Source organism: Bacillus sp. LR_5 (assembly GCF_042709275.1).
In genome coordinates, this window is record NZ_JAVAXX010000017.1 from 34614 (window position 1) to 54803 (window position 20190).

General features: G+C 47.0%; 23 protein-coding genes. 14 read left to right on the forward strand and 9 right to left on the reverse strand.

Annotation, left to right across the window (positions count from 1 at the left end):
• Positions 1-66 precede the first annotated feature (66 nt).
• From sigY to RAC86_RS06140, 6 genes are read left to right on the forward strand one after another with little or no spacing between them, the layout of a single operon-like run.
• Complete coding sequence (sigY, locus tag RAC86_RS06115; protein WP_072565491.1) at positions 67-603, forward strand: RNA polymerase sigma factor SigY; 537 nt, start codon at positions 67-69, stop codon at positions 601-603.
• Positions 596-916, forward strand: coding sequence for a YxlC family protein (locus RAC86_RS06120; protein ID WP_072565490.1), 321 nt, complete (start codon positions 596-598; stop codon positions 914-916). Before sigY ends, RAC86_RS06120 begins: the two co-directional genes overlap by 8 nt.
• Positions 913-1119 (forward strand): sigma Y negative regulator YxlD, encoded by a 207-nt coding sequence (gene yxlD / locus RAC86_RS06125; RefSeq protein ID WP_072565489.1) that lies wholly within the window; start codon positions 913-915, stop codon positions 1117-1119. The genes RAC86_RS06120 and yxlD overlap by 4 nt, the downstream gene beginning before the upstream one ends.
• Complete coding sequence (gene yxlE, locus RAC86_RS06130; RefSeq protein ID WP_003218770.1) at positions 1116-1304, forward strand: sigma Y negative regulator YxlE; 189 nt, start codon at positions 1116-1118, stop codon at positions 1302-1304. The genes yxlD and yxlE overlap by 4 nt, the downstream gene beginning before the upstream one ends.
• Positions 1305-1310: 6 nt before the next feature.
• On the forward strand, positions 1311-2198 hold the full coding sequence (locus tag RAC86_RS06135; RefSeq protein WP_014115665.1) for an ABC transporter ATP-binding protein: 888 nt from the start codon (positions 1311-1313) through the stop codon (positions 2196-2198).
• On the forward strand, positions 2195-2971 hold the full coding sequence (locus RAC86_RS06140; RefSeq protein ID WP_014115664.1) for an ABC transporter permease: 777 nt from the start codon (positions 2195-2197) through the stop codon (positions 2969-2971). The genes RAC86_RS06135 and RAC86_RS06140 overlap by 4 nt, the downstream gene beginning before the upstream one ends.
• Here the strand turns inward: RAC86_RS06140 and RAC86_RS06145 are convergent.
• Together RAC86_RS06145 and katX are read right to left on the reverse strand one after the other, a co-directional pair.
• On the reverse strand, positions 2968-4170 hold the full coding sequence (locus RAC86_RS06145) for an MFS transporter (protein WP_072565488.1): 1203 nt from the start codon (positions 4168-4170) through the stop codon (positions 2968-2970). The genes RAC86_RS06140 and RAC86_RS06145 overlap by 4 nt on opposite strands.
• A 102-nt stretch (positions 4171-4272) precedes the next feature.
• A complete protein-coding gene (katX, locus tag RAC86_RS06150; RefSeq protein WP_072565487.1) occupies positions 4273-5916 on the reverse strand; it encodes a catalase KatX in 1644 nt (547 codons plus the stop codon).
• A gap of 128 nt (positions 5917-6044) precedes the next feature.
• Between katX and RAC86_RS06155 the strand changes: the two genes are divergently transcribed.
• The 7 genes from RAC86_RS06155 (at position 6045) to licH (ending at position 12395) form a co-directional block, all read left to right on the forward strand.
• Entirely contained in the window at positions 6045-6635 is a 591-nt protein-coding gene (locus RAC86_RS06155) for a DNA-3-methyladenine glycosylase (protein ID WP_014115661.1), read from the forward strand.
• A 28-nt stretch (positions 6636-6663) separates the two neighbouring features.
• Positions 6664-6822, forward strand: coding sequence for a hypothetical protein (locus RAC86_RS06160; protein WP_061186616.1), 159 nt, complete (start codon positions 6664-6666; stop codon positions 6820-6822).
• 160 nt (positions 6823-6982) lie between these two features.
• Positions 6983-8908, forward strand: a complete 1926-nt coding sequence (gene licR, locus RAC86_RS06165) for a transcriptional regulator LicR (RefSeq protein ID WP_072565486.1) — start codon at positions 6983-6985, stop codon at positions 8906-8908.
• A gap of 128 nt (positions 8909-9036) precedes the next feature.
• Positions 9037-9345, forward strand: coding sequence for a PTS lichenan transporter subunit IIB (licB, locus tag RAC86_RS06170; protein WP_014115658.1), 309 nt, complete (start codon positions 9037-9039; stop codon positions 9343-9345).
• A 15-nt stretch (positions 9346-9360) separates the two neighbouring features.
• Entirely contained in the window at positions 9361-10719 is a 1359-nt protein-coding gene (gene licC / locus RAC86_RS06175; protein WP_014115657.1) for a PTS lichenan transporter subunit IIC, read from the forward strand.
• A gap of 18 nt (positions 10720-10737) precedes the next feature.
• Positions 10738-11070: a PTS lichenan transporter subunit IIA gene (licA, locus tag RAC86_RS06180; RefSeq protein ID WP_003218748.1), complete on the forward strand. Its 333-nt coding sequence runs from the start codon at positions 10738-10740 to the stop codon at positions 11068-11070.
• Positions 11067-12395, forward strand: a complete 1329-nt coding sequence (gene licH, locus RAC86_RS06185; protein WP_072565485.1) for a 6-phospho-beta-glucosidase LicH — start codon at positions 11067-11069, stop codon at positions 12393-12395. Before licA ends, licH begins: the two co-directional genes overlap by 4 nt.
• Positions 12396-12431: 36 nt before the next feature.
• Here the strand turns inward: licH and RAC86_RS06190 are convergent, their stop codons facing one another.
• The 7 genes from RAC86_RS06190 to RAC86_RS06220 form a co-directional block, all read right to left on the reverse strand.
• Entirely contained in the window at positions 12432-13523 is a 1092-nt protein-coding gene (locus RAC86_RS06190) for a branched-chain amino acid aminotransferase (protein WP_014115655.1), read from the reverse strand.
• Between the two features lie 141 nt (positions 13524-13664).
• Positions 13665-14423 carry an SDR family oxidoreductase gene (locus tag RAC86_RS06195; RefSeq protein ID WP_014115654.1) on the reverse strand — a complete coding sequence of 253 codons (759 nt, stop codon included), beginning with the start codon at positions 14421-14423 and terminating at the stop codon, positions 13665-13667.
• An 87-nt stretch (positions 14424-14510) separates the two neighbouring features.
• Positions 14511-15689, reverse strand: coding sequence for a D-alanyl-lipoteichoic acid biosynthesis protein DltD (dltD, locus tag RAC86_RS06200; RefSeq protein WP_061186574.1), 1179 nt, complete (start codon positions 15687-15689; stop codon positions 14511-14513).
• Positions 15689-15925, reverse strand: a complete 237-nt coding sequence (dltC, locus tag RAC86_RS06205; RefSeq protein WP_003222263.1) for a D-alanine--poly(phosphoribitol) ligase subunit DltC — start codon at positions 15923-15925, stop codon at positions 15689-15691. Before dltC ends, dltD begins: the two co-directional genes overlap by 1 nt.
• Positions 15926-15941: 16 nt before the next feature.
• Positions 15942-17129 carry a D-alanyl-lipoteichoic acid biosynthesis protein DltB gene (gene dltB, locus RAC86_RS06210; protein ID WP_061186573.1) on the reverse strand — a complete coding sequence of 396 codons (1188 nt, stop codon included), beginning with the start codon at positions 17127-17129 and terminating at the stop codon, positions 15942-15944.
• Positions 17126-18637: a D-alanine--poly(phosphoribitol) ligase subunit DltA gene (dltA, locus tag RAC86_RS06215; RefSeq protein ID WP_041521208.1), complete on the reverse strand. Its 1512-nt coding sequence runs from the start codon at positions 18635-18637 to the stop codon at positions 17126-17128. Before dltA ends, dltB begins: the two co-directional genes overlap by 4 nt.
• A 17-nt stretch (positions 18638-18654) precedes the next feature.
• Positions 18655-18804, reverse strand: a complete 150-nt coding sequence (locus RAC86_RS06220; protein WP_003227330.1) for a teichoic acid D-Ala incorporation-associated protein DltX — start codon at positions 18802-18804, stop codon at positions 18655-18657.
• Positions 18805-19235: 431 nt separating this feature from the next.
• Here RAC86_RS06220 and RAC86_RS06225 point away from each other — a divergent pair, with 431 nt between their 5' ends.
• On the forward strand, positions 19236-20171 hold the full coding sequence (locus tag RAC86_RS06225; RefSeq protein WP_061186572.1) for a 1,4-dihydroxy-2-naphthoate polyprenyltransferase: 936 nt from the start codon (positions 19236-19238) through the stop codon (positions 20169-20171).
• The last annotated feature ends 19 nt before the right edge of the window (positions 20172-20190 follow it).

Sequence of the window (20190 nt, forward strand, 5' to 3'; positions counted from 1 at the left end):
ATGAACGCTTTTGAATCCGGTGTCGTCTCATAAGGCAGAAAAACAAAAAAGGGGGGATCGCGGCTATTGGATACACATGAAGAACACCAGCTGATTCAACAGGCAAAAGAGGGAGACGACGAGGCGTTTACAGCCCTTTTCCACTATCATTATTCTTTTTTATATAAATATTTGTTGAAGCTCTCTCTTCACCCTGATCTCAGCGAGGAACTTGTTCAGGAAACCTTTCTCAAAGGATACATTCATTTAAGAAGCTTCCAAGGCCGTTCCAAATTCTCCACGTGGCTGATTTCTATTGCTTCGAGGCTCTATCTCGATCACCAGAAAAAGAGAAAGAGAGAATGGAAACGGAATCAGGCGGTTACGGAGGAAGCAATCCGCAAGATCAAGTGGGACGTGTCAGCGAAAGGGGAAGAATGGAGCGAAGCGCTTGATCTGTTTTCAAAGCTGGACCCTAAACTGCGCACGCCAGTTTTATTAAGGCATTACTACGGCTATACCTATGCAGAAATCGGGCTGATGCTGCAGATCAGAGAAGGCACGGTAAAGTCTAGAGTCCATAAAGGGCTCCAGCAAATCAGAAAGGAGTGGGACGATGAATAAAGAAAAGCTTTCTATTCATTTAAAATCAGAATTGCAGAAAATTGATCAAACAGCCAATCCCTCTATACCAGATCAAAAAGAACTGCTTTACCAGCTATTACAAATGAAAGCTGAACGCAGAAAAAAACTGCTGAAAGAGATCATCTTATTTGTATTCTGCGCGCTGATGGTTGTGAGTGCGGCAATCCTGACATTCACTCAAGCTCCCGCTGTATTTATCGTAATTCAGGTTTGTGTGTTTGCGGTGCTGCCGATTTTGATTGTGACCGAGAAAAAAAGACAGCTCGGGGAATGCGAGGTGGAGCGCCGATGACACAAACAGAAATGATCATAACGGCTGCGGCTTATCTCATCGTATTGGCGCAGGGAATCTTTTTATTTATTGATGCGAAAAAACGAAATCGCATGGCATGGGTTTGGGGGATTGTCGGACTAATCACAGCACCGATGCCTCTGGTTTGCTATTACTTTTTTGTTATTAGGCCGGACCGGAAGAAAAGGGGGATCAAGCAATGAATATTTCTTGGGAAATGATTTTGCCGCTAATTGTATTGCAGCTTGTGCTGGCGGTGTTCGCTCTCATCAGCTGTATAAAGGAAGAGCGGACAAACGGGCCAAAGTGGATGTGGGCTGCAATTATTGTATGTATCAATATTATCGGGCCGATTTTATTTTTTACCGTCGGCAGAAAGCAAAGGTGAGAGGGCATGCTGTCTATTGAGTCATTATGCAAATCGTATCGGCATCATCAAGCTGTAAAGAATGTCAGTTTTCACGTAAATGAAAACGAGTGTGTTGCACTATTAGGTCCCAATGGAGCCGGTAAAACCACAACGCTGCAAATGCTGGCCGGGCTGCTTTCGCCAACCTCTGGAACCATCAAGCTGTTAGGGGAGAAAAAACCCGACAGGCGTTTGATTGGGTACCTCCCGCAGTATCCTGCTTTTTATTCGTGGATGACCGCAAATGAATTTTTAACCTTTGCCGGGAGACTGTCCGGGCTTTCGAAGAAAAAATGCCAAGAGGAGATCGGCGGGATGCTGGAATTTGTCGGCTTGCAGGAATCCGCGCACAAAAGAATCGGCGGCTATTCAGGCGGCATGAAGCAAAGACTCGGGCTGGCACAGGCGCTGCTCCATAAACCGAAGCTGTTGATATTGGATGAACCGGTGTCTGCTCTTGATCCATCAGGACGGTTCGAGGTGCTGGACATGATGCGAGAGCTGAAGAAGCATATGGCTGTCCTGTTTTCTACACATGTTTTGCACGATGCGGAGCAGGTATGTGATCAGGTGGTGATCATGAAAAACGGGGAGATTTCATGGAAAGGCGAATTACAGCAGCTGAAGAAACAGCATCAAACGAACGTTTTCACCCTTACAGTGAAAGAGAAGCTGAAGGGCTGGCTTGAAGAGAAGCCTTACGTCTCAGCTATTGTCTATATGAATCCGTCTCAAGCTGTTTTCGAGCTGCCTGATATACAGGCTGGCCGGACATTGCTGAGTGATTGTATCCGAACGGGCTTGACTGTCACTCATTTTGAACAGAAAACGGAGTCGCTTGAAGACGTCTATCTAAAGGTGGTGCACGCATGAAGGTGATGATAACGCTATTGCAGAAAGAATGGCTCGATGGGTGGAAAAGCGGCAAGCTGATCTGGCTGCCGATCGCAATGATGATTGTCGGGTTGACACAGCCGCTGACCATTTATTATATGCCGGAAATTATTGAACACGGAGGAAACCTTCCTGACGGCATGAAAATCAGTTTTACGATGCCTTCCGGGTCTGAAGTGATGGTCAGCACGCTTTCTCAATTCAACACGCTTGGCATGGCTCTGGTCATCTTCAGCGTCATGGGCAGCGTGGCGAATGAAAGAAATCAAGGCGTAACGTCGCTGATCATGTCACGGCCTGTGACGGCAGCCCATTATATCGTGAGCAAATGGCTCACCCAAAGCGTGATCGGCATTGCGTCATTTGCAGCTGGATACGGGCTTGCTTATTATTACGTCCGGCTGCTGTTTGAGGACACATCATTCAGCCGTTTTGCCGTAAGCCTTGGCCTCTACGCTCTTTGGATCATGTTTATTGTGACTGCCGGCCTTGCCGGAAGCACGATGTTTCGGTCTCTCGGAGCAGCCGCGGCTGTCGGGATCGGGCTGACAGCTGCAGTTTCCTTTGCTGTTTCGCTATTTCCTGATGGTGCGAAATGGCTTCCGGCTGCGCTTTGCAAGCAGGCGGAGCATATCCTTCTTCATGGAGAGCGGGCGGATTTTTTCGGATGGTCGCTCACATTCTCCATTTTGTGCATCGTGCTTCTGGCCATGTTTTCAGTATGGCGCTTCCGGCGGTATGAAAGCTATTAATTGATCATGTTACGCTTTTGCACAAGCATTACAAGAAAGGCGGCAAATGCCAGCGACCCGGCTCCATAAAAAACCTCGGCCAGCCCGAAAAGCTGTGCGGTTTTTCCTGCAAGAAGGGGACCGAGGAAGATACCCAGCGCATAAAACGATTGATAAAACCCCATAACCGACATTTTCAAACGGGCAGAACTGATATCGACGACAAGGCTTAGCAGCAGAGGAAATACGAAACCGAGCGCCAGCCCGATGCAGGCGTGTGTGATGCAAACTGTGAACAATGTAGCTGAAAAAGGAACGAATAGCAAACAGACTCCGGTGACAGCAAAACTGATGAGCATCACCGAGTAAGCGATTCGGCTTGTGAAACGCAGAAACACGAAGCTTAATGTGGCGGCTGCGTGAGGGAGGAAAAAGGCGCTCATCACCCAAAGCAGCTCCGCGTCGCCCATTCCGAGCTGATTAATGAAAAGCGGTGTAAATCCAAACACTGTCATAAATAATACCGCATGGGCCGTCATGGATAGAATGGTGAAAAGCTTCAGCTTCGGCAGCTGGAATGTGTCTTTGATGTATTGCGGCACACGGATTGTATCACGGTTCGCGGGAGGAGCCGACGGATCTTTAATAAAACAGCAGATCACCAGACCGGCGGCAGAGGCTGCGAGCGCCATCCAAAATGGAACCTGCCTGCCTAAGTGGGCTGCCGCAAGCCCGCAGAACACAATACTGACAAACTGAGGCATGACGGTGAAAAACTGCATGATGCCCATTGCTTTGGATGCATTGTCATTGTTGAAATAATGCGCGTATAAAATGGTCGCCATTACCCACATGGAAGCGGTTATCCCTGCAAACAGCCGGGCGGCCAGCACGAAGAAGAAAGAATCAAACATCAGAAAAAGCAGGCTGCTGAGGACGGAAAACCCAAACCCGGCAATTAACAATTGCTTGCGCAGAGAAAACAGGATGTCTGACAGAAGGCCGAGCGGGAATCGCAGAAGGATTTGCGTAACGCCGTAGCTGCCGAGAATGATGCCGATTGCGCCGTATGAAAAGTGCAGATCCTCCAAATACAGGCTGAATACAGGAACATAAATATAACCTGAGAACCAAAAACAAAATACCATACATAAAAAAACGGCGTGATCTAAAGCGCCGATTGTTTTTTTCTGAGGAATCATGTCCTGCTGTAATTCCATCGTTTCTCTCCACCCCTTTCCTTCCAGTACAACACAATTGCTGAAAGCGTTTCAATAGAAAAACAAAAAAACAGGACTTCAAAAAAGCCCTGTTTGTTGTTTTTAATACGGATCAGACGGATGGCTTTCCTGTTCAGCCTGCCTTGCAGCCTGTTCAGTCTCTGTTGTGCCGATCGGTCCGTTGCTGTTGTTTTCTGAGACTTTTTTCAGACCTTCCGCCACGCGTTTTCCATAGTCCGGATCAGCTTTTGTGAAATTTTCAATCATCTGATCCTGGATTTCTTTTCGGCATGTAGAAAGCGTATTAACTAGATTCGTGATCAATTCGTTCCGTTCAAATTCGGTAAATCTCCGGTACGTTTCTCCGGCCTGTCCGAAGTTGTTCGTTCTGTCGATCGCTTCACGTTTTACATCACCTTCGACATGCGGAGTATGATCTTTTCCATCCTGCTTCGCTTCCTTTAGCCCGCCCATAATCGATGGTTCATAGTTGACGTGCGGGTTTTGGCCTTCTGCTCTATCGACCCGATATTGCATTTGCCCGCCTTCCTGGTTGGTGGCAACATGCTTTTTCGGCGAGTTGATCGGAAGCTGCAGGTAATTTGCGCCAACACGGTAGCGCTGTGTATCAGAGTAGGCAAACGTCCGCCCCTGAAGCAGCTTGTCATCTGAGAAATCAAGTCCGTCAACAAGCACTCCCGTTCCGAATGAAGCTTGTTCCACTTCTGCATGGTAGTTTTCCGGGTTTTTGTTAAGCACCAATTTGCCGATCGGTTTCCATGGGAAATCGTCTTTATACCACAGCTTTGTCGGATCGAGTGGATCAAAGTCCAGTTCAGGATGCTCATCATCGCTCATGATTTGAGCATACACTTCCCATTCCGGATAATCTCCATTTTCAATCGCTTCATACAAATCCTGTGTAGCATGGTTAAAGTTTTTCCCTTGAATCTCTTCCGCTTCCTTCTGTGTCAGGTTGCGGATGCCCTGCTTCGGTTCGAAATGGTATTTCACGAGAACGGCTTTGCCTTCCTCATTCACCCATTTATAGGCGTGTACGCCCGAACCCTGCATTTGCCGGTAGTTGGCTGGGATGCCCCAAGGCGAAAACAAGAAGGTGATCATATGTGTCGCTTCAGGAGACTGAGAAATGAAGTCGAAAATACGTTCACCATCTTGGATATTGGTCACTGGGTCAGGCTGAAACGCGTGCACAAGATCCGGAAATTTAAGCGGGTCGCGGATAAAAAAGATTTTCAGATTGTTCCCGACCAAATCCCAGTTTCCGTCTTCGGTATAAAGCTTAAGGGCAAAACCGCGCGGGTCTCTCAATGTTTCTGGTGAGTGTTTTCCATGATTTACCGTAGAAAAACGGACAAATGCCGGCGTTTTCTTGCCTTTTTCCTGAAAAAGCTTGGCCCGGGTGTACTTTGAAATCGGCTCGTCTCCAAAGCTTCCGTAAGCTTCAAAATACCCGTGTGCACCCGCTCCTCTGGCATGAACAACCCGCTCAGGGATGCGTTCACGGTCAAAGTGGCTGATTTTTTCGAGAAAATCGTAATTCTCAAGTGTTGTAGGTCCTCTGTTCCCGACAGTTCTCACATTTTGGTTGTCAGTGACAGGGTGCCCCTGTCTATTCGTTAAGGTATCCTCTGATTCGTTTTCCCCGGATGTCTTATGAGAAAGCGCATCCTCGCTGCTTTGGGCATTTGTTCCGTGATGTTTGTTTTGATGATCATCTTTCATTGGTTGACCCTCCTTTTTAGAACGGTAACAATATTCCCTTAATGGAAAGATTTTAAAACAGCCGTTTTTTTTTATCGGGGTCGGGAATGGTACAATGTACAAAAATCGGTAAAAGGAGAGGTCGATTCGTGACGAGAGAAAAAAATCCGCTGCCCATCACGTTTTACCAAAGAACCGCCCTTGAGCTTGCCCCGGCGCTTCTCGGCTGCCTTCTGGTAAAAGAAACAGACGAAGGCACAGCGTCAGGCTATATTGTGGAAACAGAAGCCTATATGGGCGCCGGAGACAGAGCGGCCCACAGCTTTAATAACCGCCGGACGAAACGGACTGAGATTATGTTTGCAGAAGCTGGGCGGGTGTATACATACGTGATGCACACCCATACATTGCTGAATGTCGTTGCCGCAGAAGCAGATGTCCCGCAAGCGGTATTAATCAGGGCCATTGAGCCTCATGAAGGCCAGCTGTTAATGGAGGAGAGAAGGACGGGCCGGCATCCGAGGGAATGGACAAACGGGCCCGGAAAGCTGACGAAAGCGCTTGGCGTCACGATGAATGACTACGGACGCTGGATCACGGAACAGCCGCTTTACATCGAAGGCGGGTATACACCGGAAGAAATTTCAACCGGCCCGCGTATCGGCATCGACAACAGCGGAGAGGCGCGCGATTATCCGTGGCGTTTCTGGGTGACGGGAAACAGGTACGTGTCGCGGTAGCATGTTTAAGCAAAAGGCAATCAGGGGAATGGTTGAGAAAAAAGAAGGGAGAATCGGAGCTTTGAAAAAGATGATAAAAACCGTTATCAAATGGGCGCCGGTCATTTACCCGATTGTGCGAAAAATCATGAAGGATCGCAAGGCGTCTAAACGAAAGAATATGTCCGCATCCCGAACAGCCGGCTGACCCCGGCTGTTTTTTATAGGTCAGTTTTCCCTCTAGCCCTCCCGATGTTCATTGACTTGCCATTCCCGCCATTATAGAATTTATATACATTTCGCATTCCTTCATCATCCTTTCTGCCTATTCACTTATCCCTGCATCTACTTGATAGGAGGTTTTTCTCATGCTTCATGGGCGACTTCGTGATATTCTGCGCTTGCTGATGGCGGCTGAAGCCCCGGTGACAAGCTCGTTTTTTGCCGCGCAATTAAATGTGACGACGCGGACGGTCCGCAATGATATAAAGGAACTGCAAGGTGCGCTAAGCGGCTATGGCGCCTATGTCCAATCGGTAAGAGGCTCAGGTTACAAACTCCGCATTCATGACGAGCAGACATTCAGAACGCTGCTGCAAGATGTGTTTCAGCAAAAAAAAAGCCTGCCGGTATTGCCGGAGGAGAGAATGGCCTATCTCACAAAACGGCTGCTGCTGGCGGAGCATTACCTCAAGCTCGATGAACTGGCTGAGGAACTATTTATCTCAAAATCTACACTCCAAACGGATTTAAAAGAAGTAAAGAAACGGCTGCTGCCGTACCGCATCGTCATGGAAACACGCCCAAATTACGGCTTCAAGCTGCGCGGGGACGAGGTGCAGATGAGGTACTGTATGGCGGAGTACATTGTCGATGAAAGAGAAACGGAGATTGATATTCTGAATGAAAAGGCTGATATTTTGCCAAATGAAGAAATCGAGATCATCCGTTCCGCCATCCTGAAAAAAATGAAAAACGACCGCATCCCTCTGTCCAACTTGGGACTGAATAACCTCATCATCCATATCGCCATTGCCTGTAAACGGATCAGAACGGAAAACTATGTATCTCTTTTCCCGGAAGATATGGATCACATCCTGCATCAAAAAGAATATCAGGCTGCCGAAGCCATTGTAAAAGAGCTGGAATCAGAACTTGCCGTTACATTTCCGAAAGACGAGACGGCCTATATCGCCATGCATCTCCTCGGCACAAAACGAATGACACAACCACAATGCGGGGAGGACATATTTTCAATAGACGAGGAAACCGATCAGCTGACATTTGCGATGATTGAAGCCGTTGATCGCGAAATGAAGCTCGGCATCCTGCATGACAAAGAGCTGAAAATCGGCTTGGCGCTACATGTGAAGCCGGCGGTCAGCCGTAACCGATACGGCATGAACCTTCGAAATCCGATGCTGGCAGCGATCAAGGAACATTATCCTCTCGCTTTTGAAGCCGGGATCATTGCGGGGATGGTCATAAAGGAACAGACGGGCATCGATATTCATGAAAACGAAATTGGGTATCTGGCTCTCCACTTTGGCGCTGCGATTGAACGGAAAAAAACAGAAAGCCCGCCGAAACGCTGTATCATTGTGTGCGCATCAGGTGCCGGAAGCGCACAGCTACTGCGTGAAAAACTCCGCTCCCATTTCGGCAAGCGGCTCGATATTCTTGGAACGGCTGAGTATTACAGTCTTGACCAAATGTCCTATGAATCCATTGATTTTGTCATCAGCACCATCCCGATCAAAAAAGAGCTCCCTGTACCAGTGCTAAAGGTCAACACACTCTTAGGCGGGACTGACTTTACAAAAATCGAATCCATTCTGAGTGATGAAAAAGAAAAAGCCGCCCGCTATCTGAAAAAAGAACTCGTTTTTTTCCAGGAGGATCTGCGCTCAAAAGAAGAAGTGATTCAATTTTTAGGGCAGAAAGCGGTTGATTGCGGCTATGCCGACAAAGAAATCATAGATTCCATTTTTGAAAGAGAAGACATGTCGCCAACGTGCTTTGGCAATCTGGTTGCCATCCCGCATCCGCTCGTTCCGCAGACAAAAACAACGTTTTGGGCCGTCTGTACGCTCAAAAAACCGATAGATTGGGAGGACCAGCGTGTTCAATTTGTCTGTTTGCTTTGTGTCGAAAAGGAGAACAAAGCGGATTTGCAAAGCATGTATAAACTGCTTGGCAGCATTTTGGATGACCCGGCAGCGGTGAACCAGCTGATCAAATGCCGTTCGTATCAAGAGCTTTCGGACGTGTTTGACCAAAAAATGTTGAGCTGACAGCCTGTATATACCTTTTTTCCGTTTCCTGCGGAAAAACCTTGAGTGTTTATGAAAGCGATTTCATAATATGATGATATCAACAGCAGGACATTACAAAATTGATCAAACTCTAGGGGGTCTTTTACATGAATATATTACTCGTATGTGCAGCAGGCATGTCTACTAGCTTATTGGTGAGCAAGATGGAAAAAAGTGCGCAGGAACAAGGAAAAGACTATACCATTTGGGCAGTTTCAGGCGATTCTGTACAAAGTCATATTGATAAAGCGGATGTATTGCTTCTCGGCCCGCAAGTCCGTTATATGCTTCCGCAGCTGAAAAAATTAGGAGAGTCAAAGGGGGTACCAGTAGACGTCATTAATACCGTCCATTATGGCACATGCAACGGGGCGGAAGTGCTGAAATCAGCTGAACAGCTTGGACATGTGTCATAGAGAGGGGCGGGCTATGTGAATAAAGTCAATCAGATCTTAGAAGAAAAGGTCATGCCTATAGCGGGAAGAATTGCGGGGCAGCGTCATTTGCAGGCGTTGCGTGACGGTATCATCCTCACGATGCCGCTGATTATCATCGGTTCCTTTTTCCTCATCATCGGCAACCTCCCGATCCCGGGATACGCTGAGTTTATGGCAAAAACGTTTGGCAGCTCCTGGTCTGAAAAGCTGGCCTATCCAGTTGACGCCACCTTTGAAATTATGGGTTTGGTCGCCGCGTTCGGCATCGCCTACCGGCTCGCCGAGAAATACGGCGTTGATGCCTTGTCGGCCGGAGCCATTTCACTTGCGGCATTTTTGTTAGCAACACCTTATCAAGTGCCGTTCACGCCTGATGGTTCGACGAAAGAGATTATGGTCGGCGGCGGAATTCCGCTCTCGCTGATGGGAAGCAAAGGCCTGTTTGTCGCTATGATTATCGCGATGGTGTCAACAGAGATTTACCGTCTCATTATCCAGCGCAATTTGGTCTTCAAAATGCCGGATGGTGTTCCGCCGGCAGTCAGCAAGTCATTTGTCGCGTTAATCCCCGGCTTTGCCGTCATCTTTCTGATTTGGGCAGCCCGGCTGATAGTTGAAGCGACGCCGTTTGAAAGCCTTCATAATATTGTAAGCGTTTTACTGGGAACCCCGCTTTCCATTCTGGGAGGAAGCCTCGGGGGAAGCCTTGTCGCAGAAGCCGTGAAAATGCTTTTATGGGCCTGCGGCCTTCACGGCGCCAACATTGTCGGCGGCGTCATGGCACCGATTTGGTATGGCGCAATGGATGCCAACCGGATCGCATTCCAAGCCGGTGAGGAGCTTCCTAAGATTTTCACCCAGCAATTTTTCGATATCTGGGTCAATATCGGCGGAAGCGGCGCCACATTGGCGCTGGTTGTCACGATGTTCCTGCGCGCCCGAAGCAAACAAATGAAGCAGCTCGGGAAGCTTGCGATCGGCCCGGCCATCTTCAATATTAACGAACCGATTATTTTCGGAATGCCGATCGTCATGAACCCGATGCTTTTACTTCCGTTTATCATCACGCCGCTTATCACACTGACACTCACTTACATCGGAATGAGTACCGGCCTTGTCGCCAAACCGGCGGGGATCGCAGTGCCGTGGACCATGCCGCCAATCTTTTCAGGCTATTTGGCGACAGGGGGGAAAGTTTCAGGCGCGGTCATGCAAGCCATTAATATCGCCGTATCCTTTGTTGTCTACTATCCGTTCTTCAGAATGTGGGATAAACAGAAGCTGAAAGAAGAAAACGATTTGGAACTGGTCCAAACGCCTGCAGCATCAGATGACAAAGAAGCGGCTCTGTAGAGAAAGGAAGTGAATCGCGTGAATGAAAAAATGGAGCAAATCATTTTTCAAATTATCCTTCACGGAGGAAACGGAAGGAGCTCCGCAATGGAGGCCATTGCCGCTGCCAAAAGCGGTGACGCAGAAGAAGCGCGGAAAAAGCTTCAAGACGCGGCAGAAGAATTATCAAAAGCCCATCATTATCAGACAGAGCTGATCCAAAATGAAGCGGGCGGAGAAAAAACAGAAATGACGCTTCTGATGGTGCATGCACAGGATCATTTAATGAATGCAATGACAGTGAAGGATCTGGCGGCGGAGATCATTGAGTTATATGAAAAAATCACCGAGCAAAGGGGAGCAAGCATATGACAAAAGGATTAAAGATTGTAACGATTGGCGGAGGTTCAAGTTATACGCCCGAGTTAGTGGAAGGGTTGATTAAACGGTATGATGAGCTGCCTGTCCGTGAATTATGGCTCGTCGATATCCCTGAGGGCGAAGAAAAGCTGAATATTGTCGGCACGCTCGCCAAACGGATGGTTGAAAAAGCCGGCGTCCCGATCGATATTCACCTTACGCTCGACCGGAGAAAAGCGCTGAAAGACGCAGACTTTGTCACGACTCAGTTCCGTATCGGACTTCTGCAGGCAAGAGCCAAGGATGAGCGCATCCCATTAAAATACGGCGTCATCGGCCAAGAAACGAACGGCCCGGGAGGCCTGTTTAAAGGATTGCGCACGATTCCAGTTATCCTGGAGATCGCAAAGGACATTGAAGAACTCTGCCCGAACGCGTGGCTCGTTAACTTCACAAACCCTGCCGGCATGGTGACAGAAGCTTTGCTTCGCTACTCCAACCTGAAGAAAGTCGTCGGTCTCTGTAACGTTCCAATCGGCATCAAAATGGGTGTAGCCAAAGCGCTTGATGTAGATGTGGACCGCGTAGAAGTCCAATTCGCCGGACTGAATCATATGGTGTTCGGGCTGGATGTTTTCTTGGATGGCGTAAGTGTGAAGGATCAAGTCATCGAAGCGATGGGTGACCCGAAAAACGCGATGACGATGAAAAACATCTCAGGCGCAGAGTGGGAGCCAGAATTTTTAAAAGCACTCGATATCATCCCTTGCGGCTACCACCGTTACTATTTCAAAACAAAAGAGATGCTGGAGCACGAACTGGAAGCATCACAAACGGAGGGCACCCGTGCTGAAGTTGTGCAGAAGGTTGAAAAAGAACTGTTCGAGCTCTATAAAGATCCGAACCTTGCGATCAAACCGCCGCAGCTGGAAAAACGGGGCGGTGCGTATTACAGCGATGCAGCGTGTAATTTAATCAGCTCTATTTACAATGATAAACACGACATTCAGCCGGTGAACACGATGAATAACGGGGCAATCGCCAGCATTCCAGACGATTCCGCGGTTGAAGTGAACTGCGTGATGACGAAAAACGGCCCTCAGCCAATTGCTGTCGGCGACTTGCCGGTGTCTGTCCGGGGCCTCGTTCAGCAAATCAAATCCTTTGAACGTGTCGCGGCAGAAGCGGCGGTCACAGGCGACTACCAAACAGCGCTCCTCGCCATGACGATTAACCCGCTCGTTCCGTCCGACACTGTGGCTAAACAGATTTTAGACGAAATGCTGGAGGCGCACAAAGCGTATCTGCCGCAGTTCTTTAACAAAATTGAAGCGTAAAAAAAGCCGGCCATTGAAGGCCGGCTTTTTTCTTACTTATTTGCTTTCAGTCAGCGCTGCAACTTCGGTCGTCCATCCGAATTCGTCTGCGACAGCGCCTTTTTGAATGCCTGTAATCGTGTCATATAGTTTTTTGGCGATTTCACCTGTTTCACCGTTGTTGATCGAAAGTGTTTCATCCTGCCAGATCAGCTCGCCGACTGGGGAAATAACAGCTGCTGTACCAGTTCCGAAGGCTTCTTCCAGGATGCCGTCTTTATGGGCTTGGATGACCTCATCGATCGCAATTTTCCGTTCTGAAACTTGAAGGCCCCAATGCTTAAGCAAGGCGATGACTGAATTGCGCGTAATGCCTTCCAGGATGCTTCCGTTCAGCATCGGCGTTACGATTTCACCGTTGATTTTGAAGAAGATGTTCATGCTTCCGACTTCTTCGATGTATTTCTTCTCAATGCCGTCCAGCCAGAGTACTTGAGAAAATCCTTTCTCTTCGGCTACCTGCTGAGCTTTTAAGCTTGAAGCATAGTTCCCTGCGGTTTTGGCATTTCCCGTTCCGCCTTTTACCGCACGGACAAATTCACTTTCAACAGCGATTTTGACCGGCTTGATGCCTTCTTTGTAATAAGAGCCGACCGGAGAAAGAATGATAAAGAGCTTATACGTATGAGATGCCGCAACACCGAGGAAAGGCTCGGTTGCGATGATGAACGGACGGATATAAAGGGACGTGCCCTCCGCATTCGGAATCCAGTCTTTATCGATCGCGACAAGTTGTTTTAAGCCTTCCAGAACCTGTTCTTCATCAATTTGCGGGATGCAGAGGCGGTCGTTTGATTGATTCAGACGCTCCATATTTTTTTCCGGTCTAAAAAGCAGGACATGGTCATCCTCTGACACGTAGGCCTTTAACCCTTCAAACACGGTTTGGCCGTAGTGATAGACCATTGCGGCCGGGTCCATTGGAATGGGTTGGTAAGGAATGATTCTTGGATCGTACCATCCTTTATCCGCCGCATAGTCCATTACAAACATGTGGTCTGTAAACACTCTCCCGAACGAAAGCTGATTTGGATCTGGTTTTGGTTTTTTTGTTGATGTCAATTCAACGCGAATCGTTTGTTTAGTCATGGTCAATCTCCCTGCTGTTAAATTGTTTATATTATCAAACTTATTTGAAAATAATTTATATTCTATTGTATACCTTCAACAAATATTCGCAATAGGTTTGCTCAAATTTGTAAGAAATTCATAAGAAAAAAGCAGGAGAAATTAATTCTCCTGCGTGTTCATTTGCTCGAACACTCTGTCATAATCGGCCCGAGTGGCATTTCGAAGACCTTCAACACGTTCATTTGTAATCTCTTGTTTGCCTTCCTTCAAGCCGTCCAAGAAATACTGAACATATTCTTCAGCTGAAATGCCGCGGTACGTCAGGCCTTGTTTATCGCGTGATTTTTGGTTTAAGCCCGTGTCAACCATAGGCGGTGCCATTTCAATCACTTCCACGCTCGTGTCGCGGAGCTGGTGTCTCAGCGTAAGCGAGAACGAGTGAAGCGCCGCTTTCGTTGCGCAGTACACCGGATAAACAGCTAACGGGTTAAATGCAAGCCCGGATGTGACCTGAACGATTGCTGCCTCGGGCTGCTTCATCAAATGAGGCGTGAAAAGGGCTGATAAATGGACAGGCGCTTGAAAATTAAGTTCAATTTCATCTCCGTCCACAAAAAGCTCTTCCGTCCCTTTTTTGAAGTCAATTTCCTTTTGAATGCCGGCGTTGTTGACGAGAACATTCAGGTTCGGAAATTCCTTTAAAGCCCATTCATACAATGCTTCCCGCTGCGAACGGTCTGCAACATCACATTGCTTTGTATAGATGTTTGGGAGCTGCTGCTTCGCTTCTGTAAGACGCGCTTCGCTGCGTCCGCAAATGATAACTTCATTGCCAAGTTCCAGCAGGCGCTTGGCCAGTTCAAGCCCGATGCCAGCGGACCCCCCTGTGATTAAAACCGTATTGCCTGTCATCTTCATTGATGTACCACCTCTTACTAGTTGGCTGTGATTCCTTTACTATTTCAAATCTTAGCAGGAAATATGCAGCCGCGTCCTATGAGATGCTCAGGATGACGTCACTTTTCCGGTTTTATAAAACTCGTCAATTGCTTTATCGACATACACCCAGCCTTTCCAGCCGATGTGGATGGTATCTTTCATGAAATACGGGTCATATTCATGTCCTGAAAAATCAGCAACCTGGAAGCCCTTCGCTCTAATCTGCTTATTTACTTTTTTGTAATAATCAGTGCGGCCTTTTTTCGGGAAGCCAGTGTAGTCGTACCATTTTCCATTGACAGGGATGGTGACAAACATAGGCTCTGCACCCGCATCCTTCAGGATATCAAGCATCATTTCAAAATCGCCGTATTCCGGTGACACCGCATACGATTTTCCTTTGTTTTTTCCTTTCAGCTTAGGCACTTTCGGCTTCAGCTTTTTATAAACAGGATTGTCAATGTGAAAATCGTTAGACCCGGAGTGGCGTTTGCCTGATTGATCTGCGAGTTTATTCAATTCAGACCATGACTTATCTTTTACAGACTGAGAGATATAACGCTTTGGCCCGGATGATTCCGTCGTTGAATAATACAGGTCTTTCTTTTCGAGCATGCTGTAATATACTTTTGCGGCCGGCTTCAGCGCGTTCACTTTCCACGTCTGGCCGTTTACGATTGCTTTATACAGCTCGCAAAGAATCGCATCATTTTGTACGGCCTTAAAGCGCAGCATGCGTTTCATCATTTTCTTTTTCACATCAGGGTCGATCTGCTCGTTAAATGCCAAATCAAGCCCTTGCAGCGCAGAATAGTTCGGCGCGAAATGCTGTTCATCAGACCCGCGCTTAATAAACCATTGCGGAGACACGATGAATACGATTTTTTTGCCCTTCAGCTGATCCATATGGGCAGCGAAGTTTAAGGAATGAATCAATGACTGGGACCCGCCTTTGCCGACAAGGTATGGCGTGAACCCCTCATTGTTTACCTGAAAATAATTAGATGGGTGGAACTCGTCCAGCCGGGAAAGCTCAGAAGACCCGTAAATCGGAAGATATGCCGGATCTTTGAGCATTTGATCTTGTAAATATAGCCCTTGAAACATACTCGGGTTCAAGGCGGTTGCTGACTCTTTCACCTGCTTATCAGTGATGAAGCCTGTCAGCCATGAAGATGGAATTGCGATGGCGCCTGCGAATAGAATAAACGCCAAAATAATTGGACCGAAAAAACGCTTTTTCATTATTTCAACTCAGACAGCTGATTTACAATGTTGTTAGGCGTATTCCAAACATCCCGATCAAACTCAGTGATCGGCACTAAAATATCAAAACGGTTTTCAATCGCAAGCAGCAATTCTACTGTTCCAAAAGAATCAAGCAAACCTTCTTCAAAAATTTCAATATCAGGATTTTCCTTTACGATGTCATCCTGGCAAACCTCTGCTAAAACGTCTAATACCTCTTGTTTAAATTCCATAGCTTTCTAATCTCCTTTAATGGTGGTGATGAAATAGTTTTCCTGAGAAAATATAAAACCCGAAGCAAACGAAGTGGAACGTGATCACAATCGCAAGAATGGTTGTCCAGCGATTGGACGGAAGCCATTTGTATTTCTTATTCCACTTCTCGAAAAAGTTGTAACACGTCATCAGCACGGCGTGATAGAGCCCGTAGATGATATATTGCGGCGCGAGCCCGTGCCAAACCCCCATCAGCATAAACAGCAGGAAATACCCGATGTTTGAAACGGCCATACGGTTTTTGATCCACTTTTTCTTTGTCATCCAAAATACGAATCTCATGAACACATAATCTCTGAACCAGAATGACAGAGACATATGCCAGCGATTCCAGAAATCTTTAATATTTTTACTGATAAACGGTTTATTAAAGTTTTCCGGTGATTTAATGCCCATAATATAGCTGACTCCGACGGCAAACATCGTGTAGCCGGCGAAATCAAAGAATAAATACATGCTGTAGCCGTACATGTACAACAGGTTCCCAAGAATCTTATTGTGCGTGATCGCGGGAAGATTCATGATGAAGTACGTATTGATTGCATAGCCGATAATAAACTTGTACAGGAAACCGATAAAGATCTTATGAATCCCTGTATACAATAGGTCGGCGTATTCTTCTTTCGTCCAAGCCTTCTGTTCATCCTTGACGAATCGGCGGTATCTGTCGATCGGACCGGATGAAATCGTCGGGAAAAACAGGATGAAATACAGCAGGCGGTGCAGCGGCAGCTGTTCTTTCAGCAGGCCGTCTCTTGCTTCCATAATCAGCTGAACGCCTTTAAAGGTTAGATACGAAATCCCTAAAAAGCTGATCAGGTTTTCTGGCGGATGATGCGGCTGCGGGTGTGAAAGAAACGGCCATATTTTTGACAGAAATAAAGGCAGAATCGAAGCGATAACAGCTCCGCAAAAGACAAAGCCGCTGTTCGCTTTCTGCCGGTACGCCAGATAGCCGCTGATCAAAAGCACCTGCCATATCGTAAACAGACACAGTGCGATGACCCCGTGTAAGTCGTGCGAAAAAATTAAAGCCAATATAATGATAGATATGAACATGTTGTATGCTTGAAATCTTTTTCCGTTCAGGCCGAGAATGATCGTCGGCAGAAGAAGAATGCCAAGCAGTATAAAGAATAAAAACGAGCTGTAAGGCGTCATACAAGAACCTCTTCGCCGATGCGTTTCCGGTCGATTTTGCCGTTAGCCGTCATTTGAATGTGATCCTGATAAATGAATTTTCTCGGGATCATATACGCCGGAAGGGAAGCGGCAAGCTCTTTTTTAATGGCGCTTGTCAGCTGGAATTCCTTCTGGAACTCATGCTCCTCAGGCACAATAGCAGCGATCAGGTACTCAACTGTTCCGTTTGGCTGATACGGGATCACGACAGCAGAGCGAACGTACTGAGACTGTCTGACATGGACCTCAATTTCCTCCAGCTCCATTCGGTAGCCGTGAAGTTTAATTTGGAAATCCAAACGCCCTTGGCAGAAAATCTGACCATCTTGCATATAACCAGCATCACCCGTCCGGTATGCCCACTGGCCTTCATAAGAGAAAAACGCTTTTTCCGTCAGCTCAGGTTCACCAAGGTAGCCTCGGCTTACGCTCGGCCCTGCGATGACGATTTCTCCTTTTTCTCCTTCAGGAAGCGGCTGTCCCTGTTCATCCATAATGAAAATGTTCATATCAGGTTTGGCGAAGCCCACTGGAAGCGATTCGCTGCGGCTGATGACGTCACTTGTAATTTCAACGGATGTGACAGCCACTGTCGCTTCAGTCGGACCGTACGTATTAAAGATTTTTGCTTTCGGAAAACGCTCAAGCAGCGCTTTTGCAACAGAAACCGGAAGAACCTCTCCGCAAAACATAAATGTGTCCGCTTCAGGCAGCAGGTCCTGTGAAAAACCCGGGTCCATCAGGCACATCTGCACAAAGGAAGGTGTTGATGTCCACACATTCAGCCCGGACTTTTTCAGCTCTTCGAATAAGATTTTCGGCTTATTCACCGCATCCTTTGTCACGCAGTGTAAAGTCCCGCCTGATTGAAGGCACGGATAAAGATCCATGACTGATAAATCAAATGAAAACGGCGCTTGATTTAAAAATGTTTTTCCTCCGTTGACTGGAAAGTCTGCACAAATCCAGTCTGTAAAGCTTTGAAGATTCGCAGCGGAAATCTGCACGCCTTTCGGATTTCCTGTGCTTCCGGAAGTGTAAATGATATAAAACGTCTCGTGTTCCTTGACCCATTGATCTTGGCTGACAGAGCCGTCTGCGTTTTCCAGCAGTTCTTCTGCTGATACCGTCTGAATCTGCTGGCTGACTGCGTCAATTGGATGTCCGGCTGTATGGATCAGCAATTCTGCTCCAGAGCTTTCGATAATTTTCGCAATCCGCTCGGACGGAATGGACAGATCAACCGGAATATAAGGATGACCCGCTTTGACGCTCCCTAAGAAGGAAACGATCATGTGCGGCTCCATATGGCCGTACACAAGGATAGGAGATTTCTTTTCTCCGGAAATGCGTTTTTGAATCGCGGCAGCCGCGCGGTCAGACTGCTCCCATAATTCCTGATACGTGAGCGACTGGCCTTGAGAGCGGAAGGCATCGGTTTGCGGATAAGATTCCGCATGTGTTTGAATAGCATGTAAAAGTTTCATCATTATTCTCTCTCCAATTAGAAATCGTTATAAATATATGAACCGGTATTCGCGGTGTGAAAACCATACATAAAAAACAAAACAAGCAGTATCATCAAATAAAATCCTGTATGACATGTCCACTTGACAGCGGGCTTTTCATACAGCTGTTTCATCAATTGCAGCATATCAAAAATTCCCTTCCCGTTTTTTCGACAATCACATGAGTATTTGACGATTAGATGCTCAAAAAGTTTCATTTTTTCCCTAATCTCCCTCAGATTAATATATCGGCGTCTTCTTTTGAAAATGAATCTTTATACCTGCAAGAGCTTGGGCTGATTCATAAAAGGTAAAGATCTATGGAGACAAAAGATCTTTCTTAACTTTTAAAAAGCGTATTGCACTTAAAAAAATTTTTCTGTAGCTGTTTGTTCAGGTAAAAGCAGAAACCTCATGAAATCGGGGCAGAAAGCGTATAATAAGAAAGAAAACGCCTTCTTGCGGTATCTTGTGAAATGAGGGAGAAGTCATTATGATAGATAAGGAAGCAAAAGGAGTTTTTATCAAGCTGCCGGCTGAAAAAAAGTAAGCCTTTTAATAGAAAGGAAGAGGGAAGATGAACCAAACAAATAAGGGTGAGGGTCAGACAGCGCCGGAAAAAGAAAGCATGGGGCAGATCCTTTGGCAGTTAACCCGTCCTCATACGTTAACCGCATCGTTTGTGCCTGTGCTGCTCGGAACGGTTTTGGCGATGTTTTATGTGAAGGTTGATCTGCTGCTGTTTCTGGCTATGCTGTTTTCTTGCCTATGGATCCAGATCGCGACGAACTTATTTAATGAATACTATGATTTTAAACGCGGGTTAGATACAGCAGAATCTGTCGGAATCGGAGGTGCGATTGTACGCCACGGAATGAAGCCTAAGACGATTTTGCAATTAGCTCTCGCATCATACGGGATTGCCATTTTGCTCGGCGTCTATATTTGCGCAAGCAGCAGCTGGTGGCTCGCTCTAATCGGCCTTGTCGGCATGGCGATCGGATACCTGTATACAGGCGGGCCGCTGCCGATTGCGTACACGCCGTTCGGTGAGTTATTCTCAGGCATTTGCATGGGTTCGGTGTTTGTGCTGATTTCGTTTTTTATTCAGACAGATAAGATCAATATGCAAAGCATTTTGATTTCGATCCCGATTGCGATTCTTGTCGGCGCAATTAACCTGTCGAACAACATTCGTGATATTGAAGAGGACAAAAAAGGCGGACGCAAAACATTGGCGATTTTGATGGGGCATAAGGGTGCTGTCACTCTGTTAGCTGCGTCATTTGCCGTCGCTTATATCTGGGTTGTCGGCCTGGTTATTACCGGTGCTGTAAGCCCGTGGCTGTTTGTCGTCTTTTTGAGCGTGCCTAAGCCGGTTCAGGCAGTGAAGGGCTTCGTCCAAAAAGAAATGCCGATGAATATGATTGTCGCAATGAAATCAACAGCCCAAACGAATACATTTTTCGGATTCCTGCTCTCGATCGGATTATTGATCAGCTATTTCCGATAAAAAGAAAGACCGCTTATTT

Coding starts and splice junctions, on each gene's coding strand:
- RAC86_RS06120 (WP_072565490.1), top strand. CDS start 596: ATGAATAAAGAAAAGCTTTCTATTCATTTAAAATCAGAATTGCAGAAA.
- yxlD (WP_072565489.1), top strand. CDS start 913: ATGACACAAACAGAAATGATCATAACGGCTGCGGCTTATCTCATCGTA.
- yxlE (WP_003218770.1), top strand. CDS start 1,116: ATGAATATTTCTTGGGAAATGATTTTGCCGCTAATTGTATTGCAGCTT.
- RAC86_RS06135 (WP_014115665.1), top strand. CDS start 1,311: ATGCTGTCTATTGAGTCATTATGCAAATCGTATCGGCATCATCAAGCT.
- RAC86_RS06140 (WP_014115664.1), top strand. CDS start 2,195: ATGAAGGTGATGATAACGCTATTGCAGAAAGAATGGCTCGATGGGTGG.
- RAC86_RS06145 (WP_072565488.1), bottom strand. CDS start 4,170: ATGGAATTACAGCAGGACATGATTCCTCAGAAAAAAACAATCGGCGCT.
- katX (WP_072565487.1), bottom strand. CDS start 5,916: ATGAAAGATGATCATCAAAACAAACATCACGGAACAAATGCCCAAAGC.
- RAC86_RS06160 (WP_061186616.1), top strand. CDS start 6,664: ATGGTTGAGAAAAAAGAAGGGAGAATCGGAGCTTTGAAAAAGATGATA.
- licR (WP_072565486.1), top strand. CDS start 6,983: ATGCTTCATGGGCGACTTCGTGATATTCTGCGCTTGCTGATGGCGGCT.
- licB (WP_014115658.1), top strand. CDS start 9,037: ATGAATATATTACTCGTATGTGCAGCAGGCATGTCTACTAGCTTATTG.
- licH (WP_072565485.1), top strand. CDS start 11,067: ATGACAAAAGGATTAAAGATTGTAACGATTGGCGGAGGTTCAAGTTAT.
- RAC86_RS06190 (WP_014115655.1), bottom strand. CDS start 13,523: ATGACTAAACAAACGATTCGCGTTGAATTGACATCAACAAAAAAACCA.
- RAC86_RS06195 (WP_014115654.1), bottom strand. CDS start 14,423: ATGAAGATGACAGGCAATACGGTTTTAATCACAGGGGGGTCCGCTGGC.
- dltD (WP_061186574.1), bottom strand. CDS start 15,689: ATGAAAAAGCGTTTTTTCGGTCCAATTATTTTGGCGTTTATTCTATTC.
- dltC (WP_003222263.1), bottom strand. CDS start 15,925: ATGGAATTTAAACAAGAGGTATTAGACGTTTTAGCAGAGGTTTGCCAG.
- dltB (WP_061186573.1), bottom strand. CDS start 17,129: ATGACGCCTTACAGCTCGTTTTTATTCTTTATACTGCTTGGCATTCTT.
- dltA (WP_041521208.1), bottom strand. CDS start 18,637: ATGAAACTTTTACATGCTATTCAAACACATGCGGAATCTTATCCGCAA.
- RAC86_RS06220 (WP_003227330.1), bottom strand. CDS start 18,804: ATGCTGCAATTGATGAAACAGCTGTATGAAAAGCCCGCTGTCAAGTGG.
- RAC86_RS06225 (WP_061186572.1), top strand. CDS start 19,236: ATGAACCAAACAAATAAGGGTGAGGGTCAGACAGCGCCGGAAAAAGAA.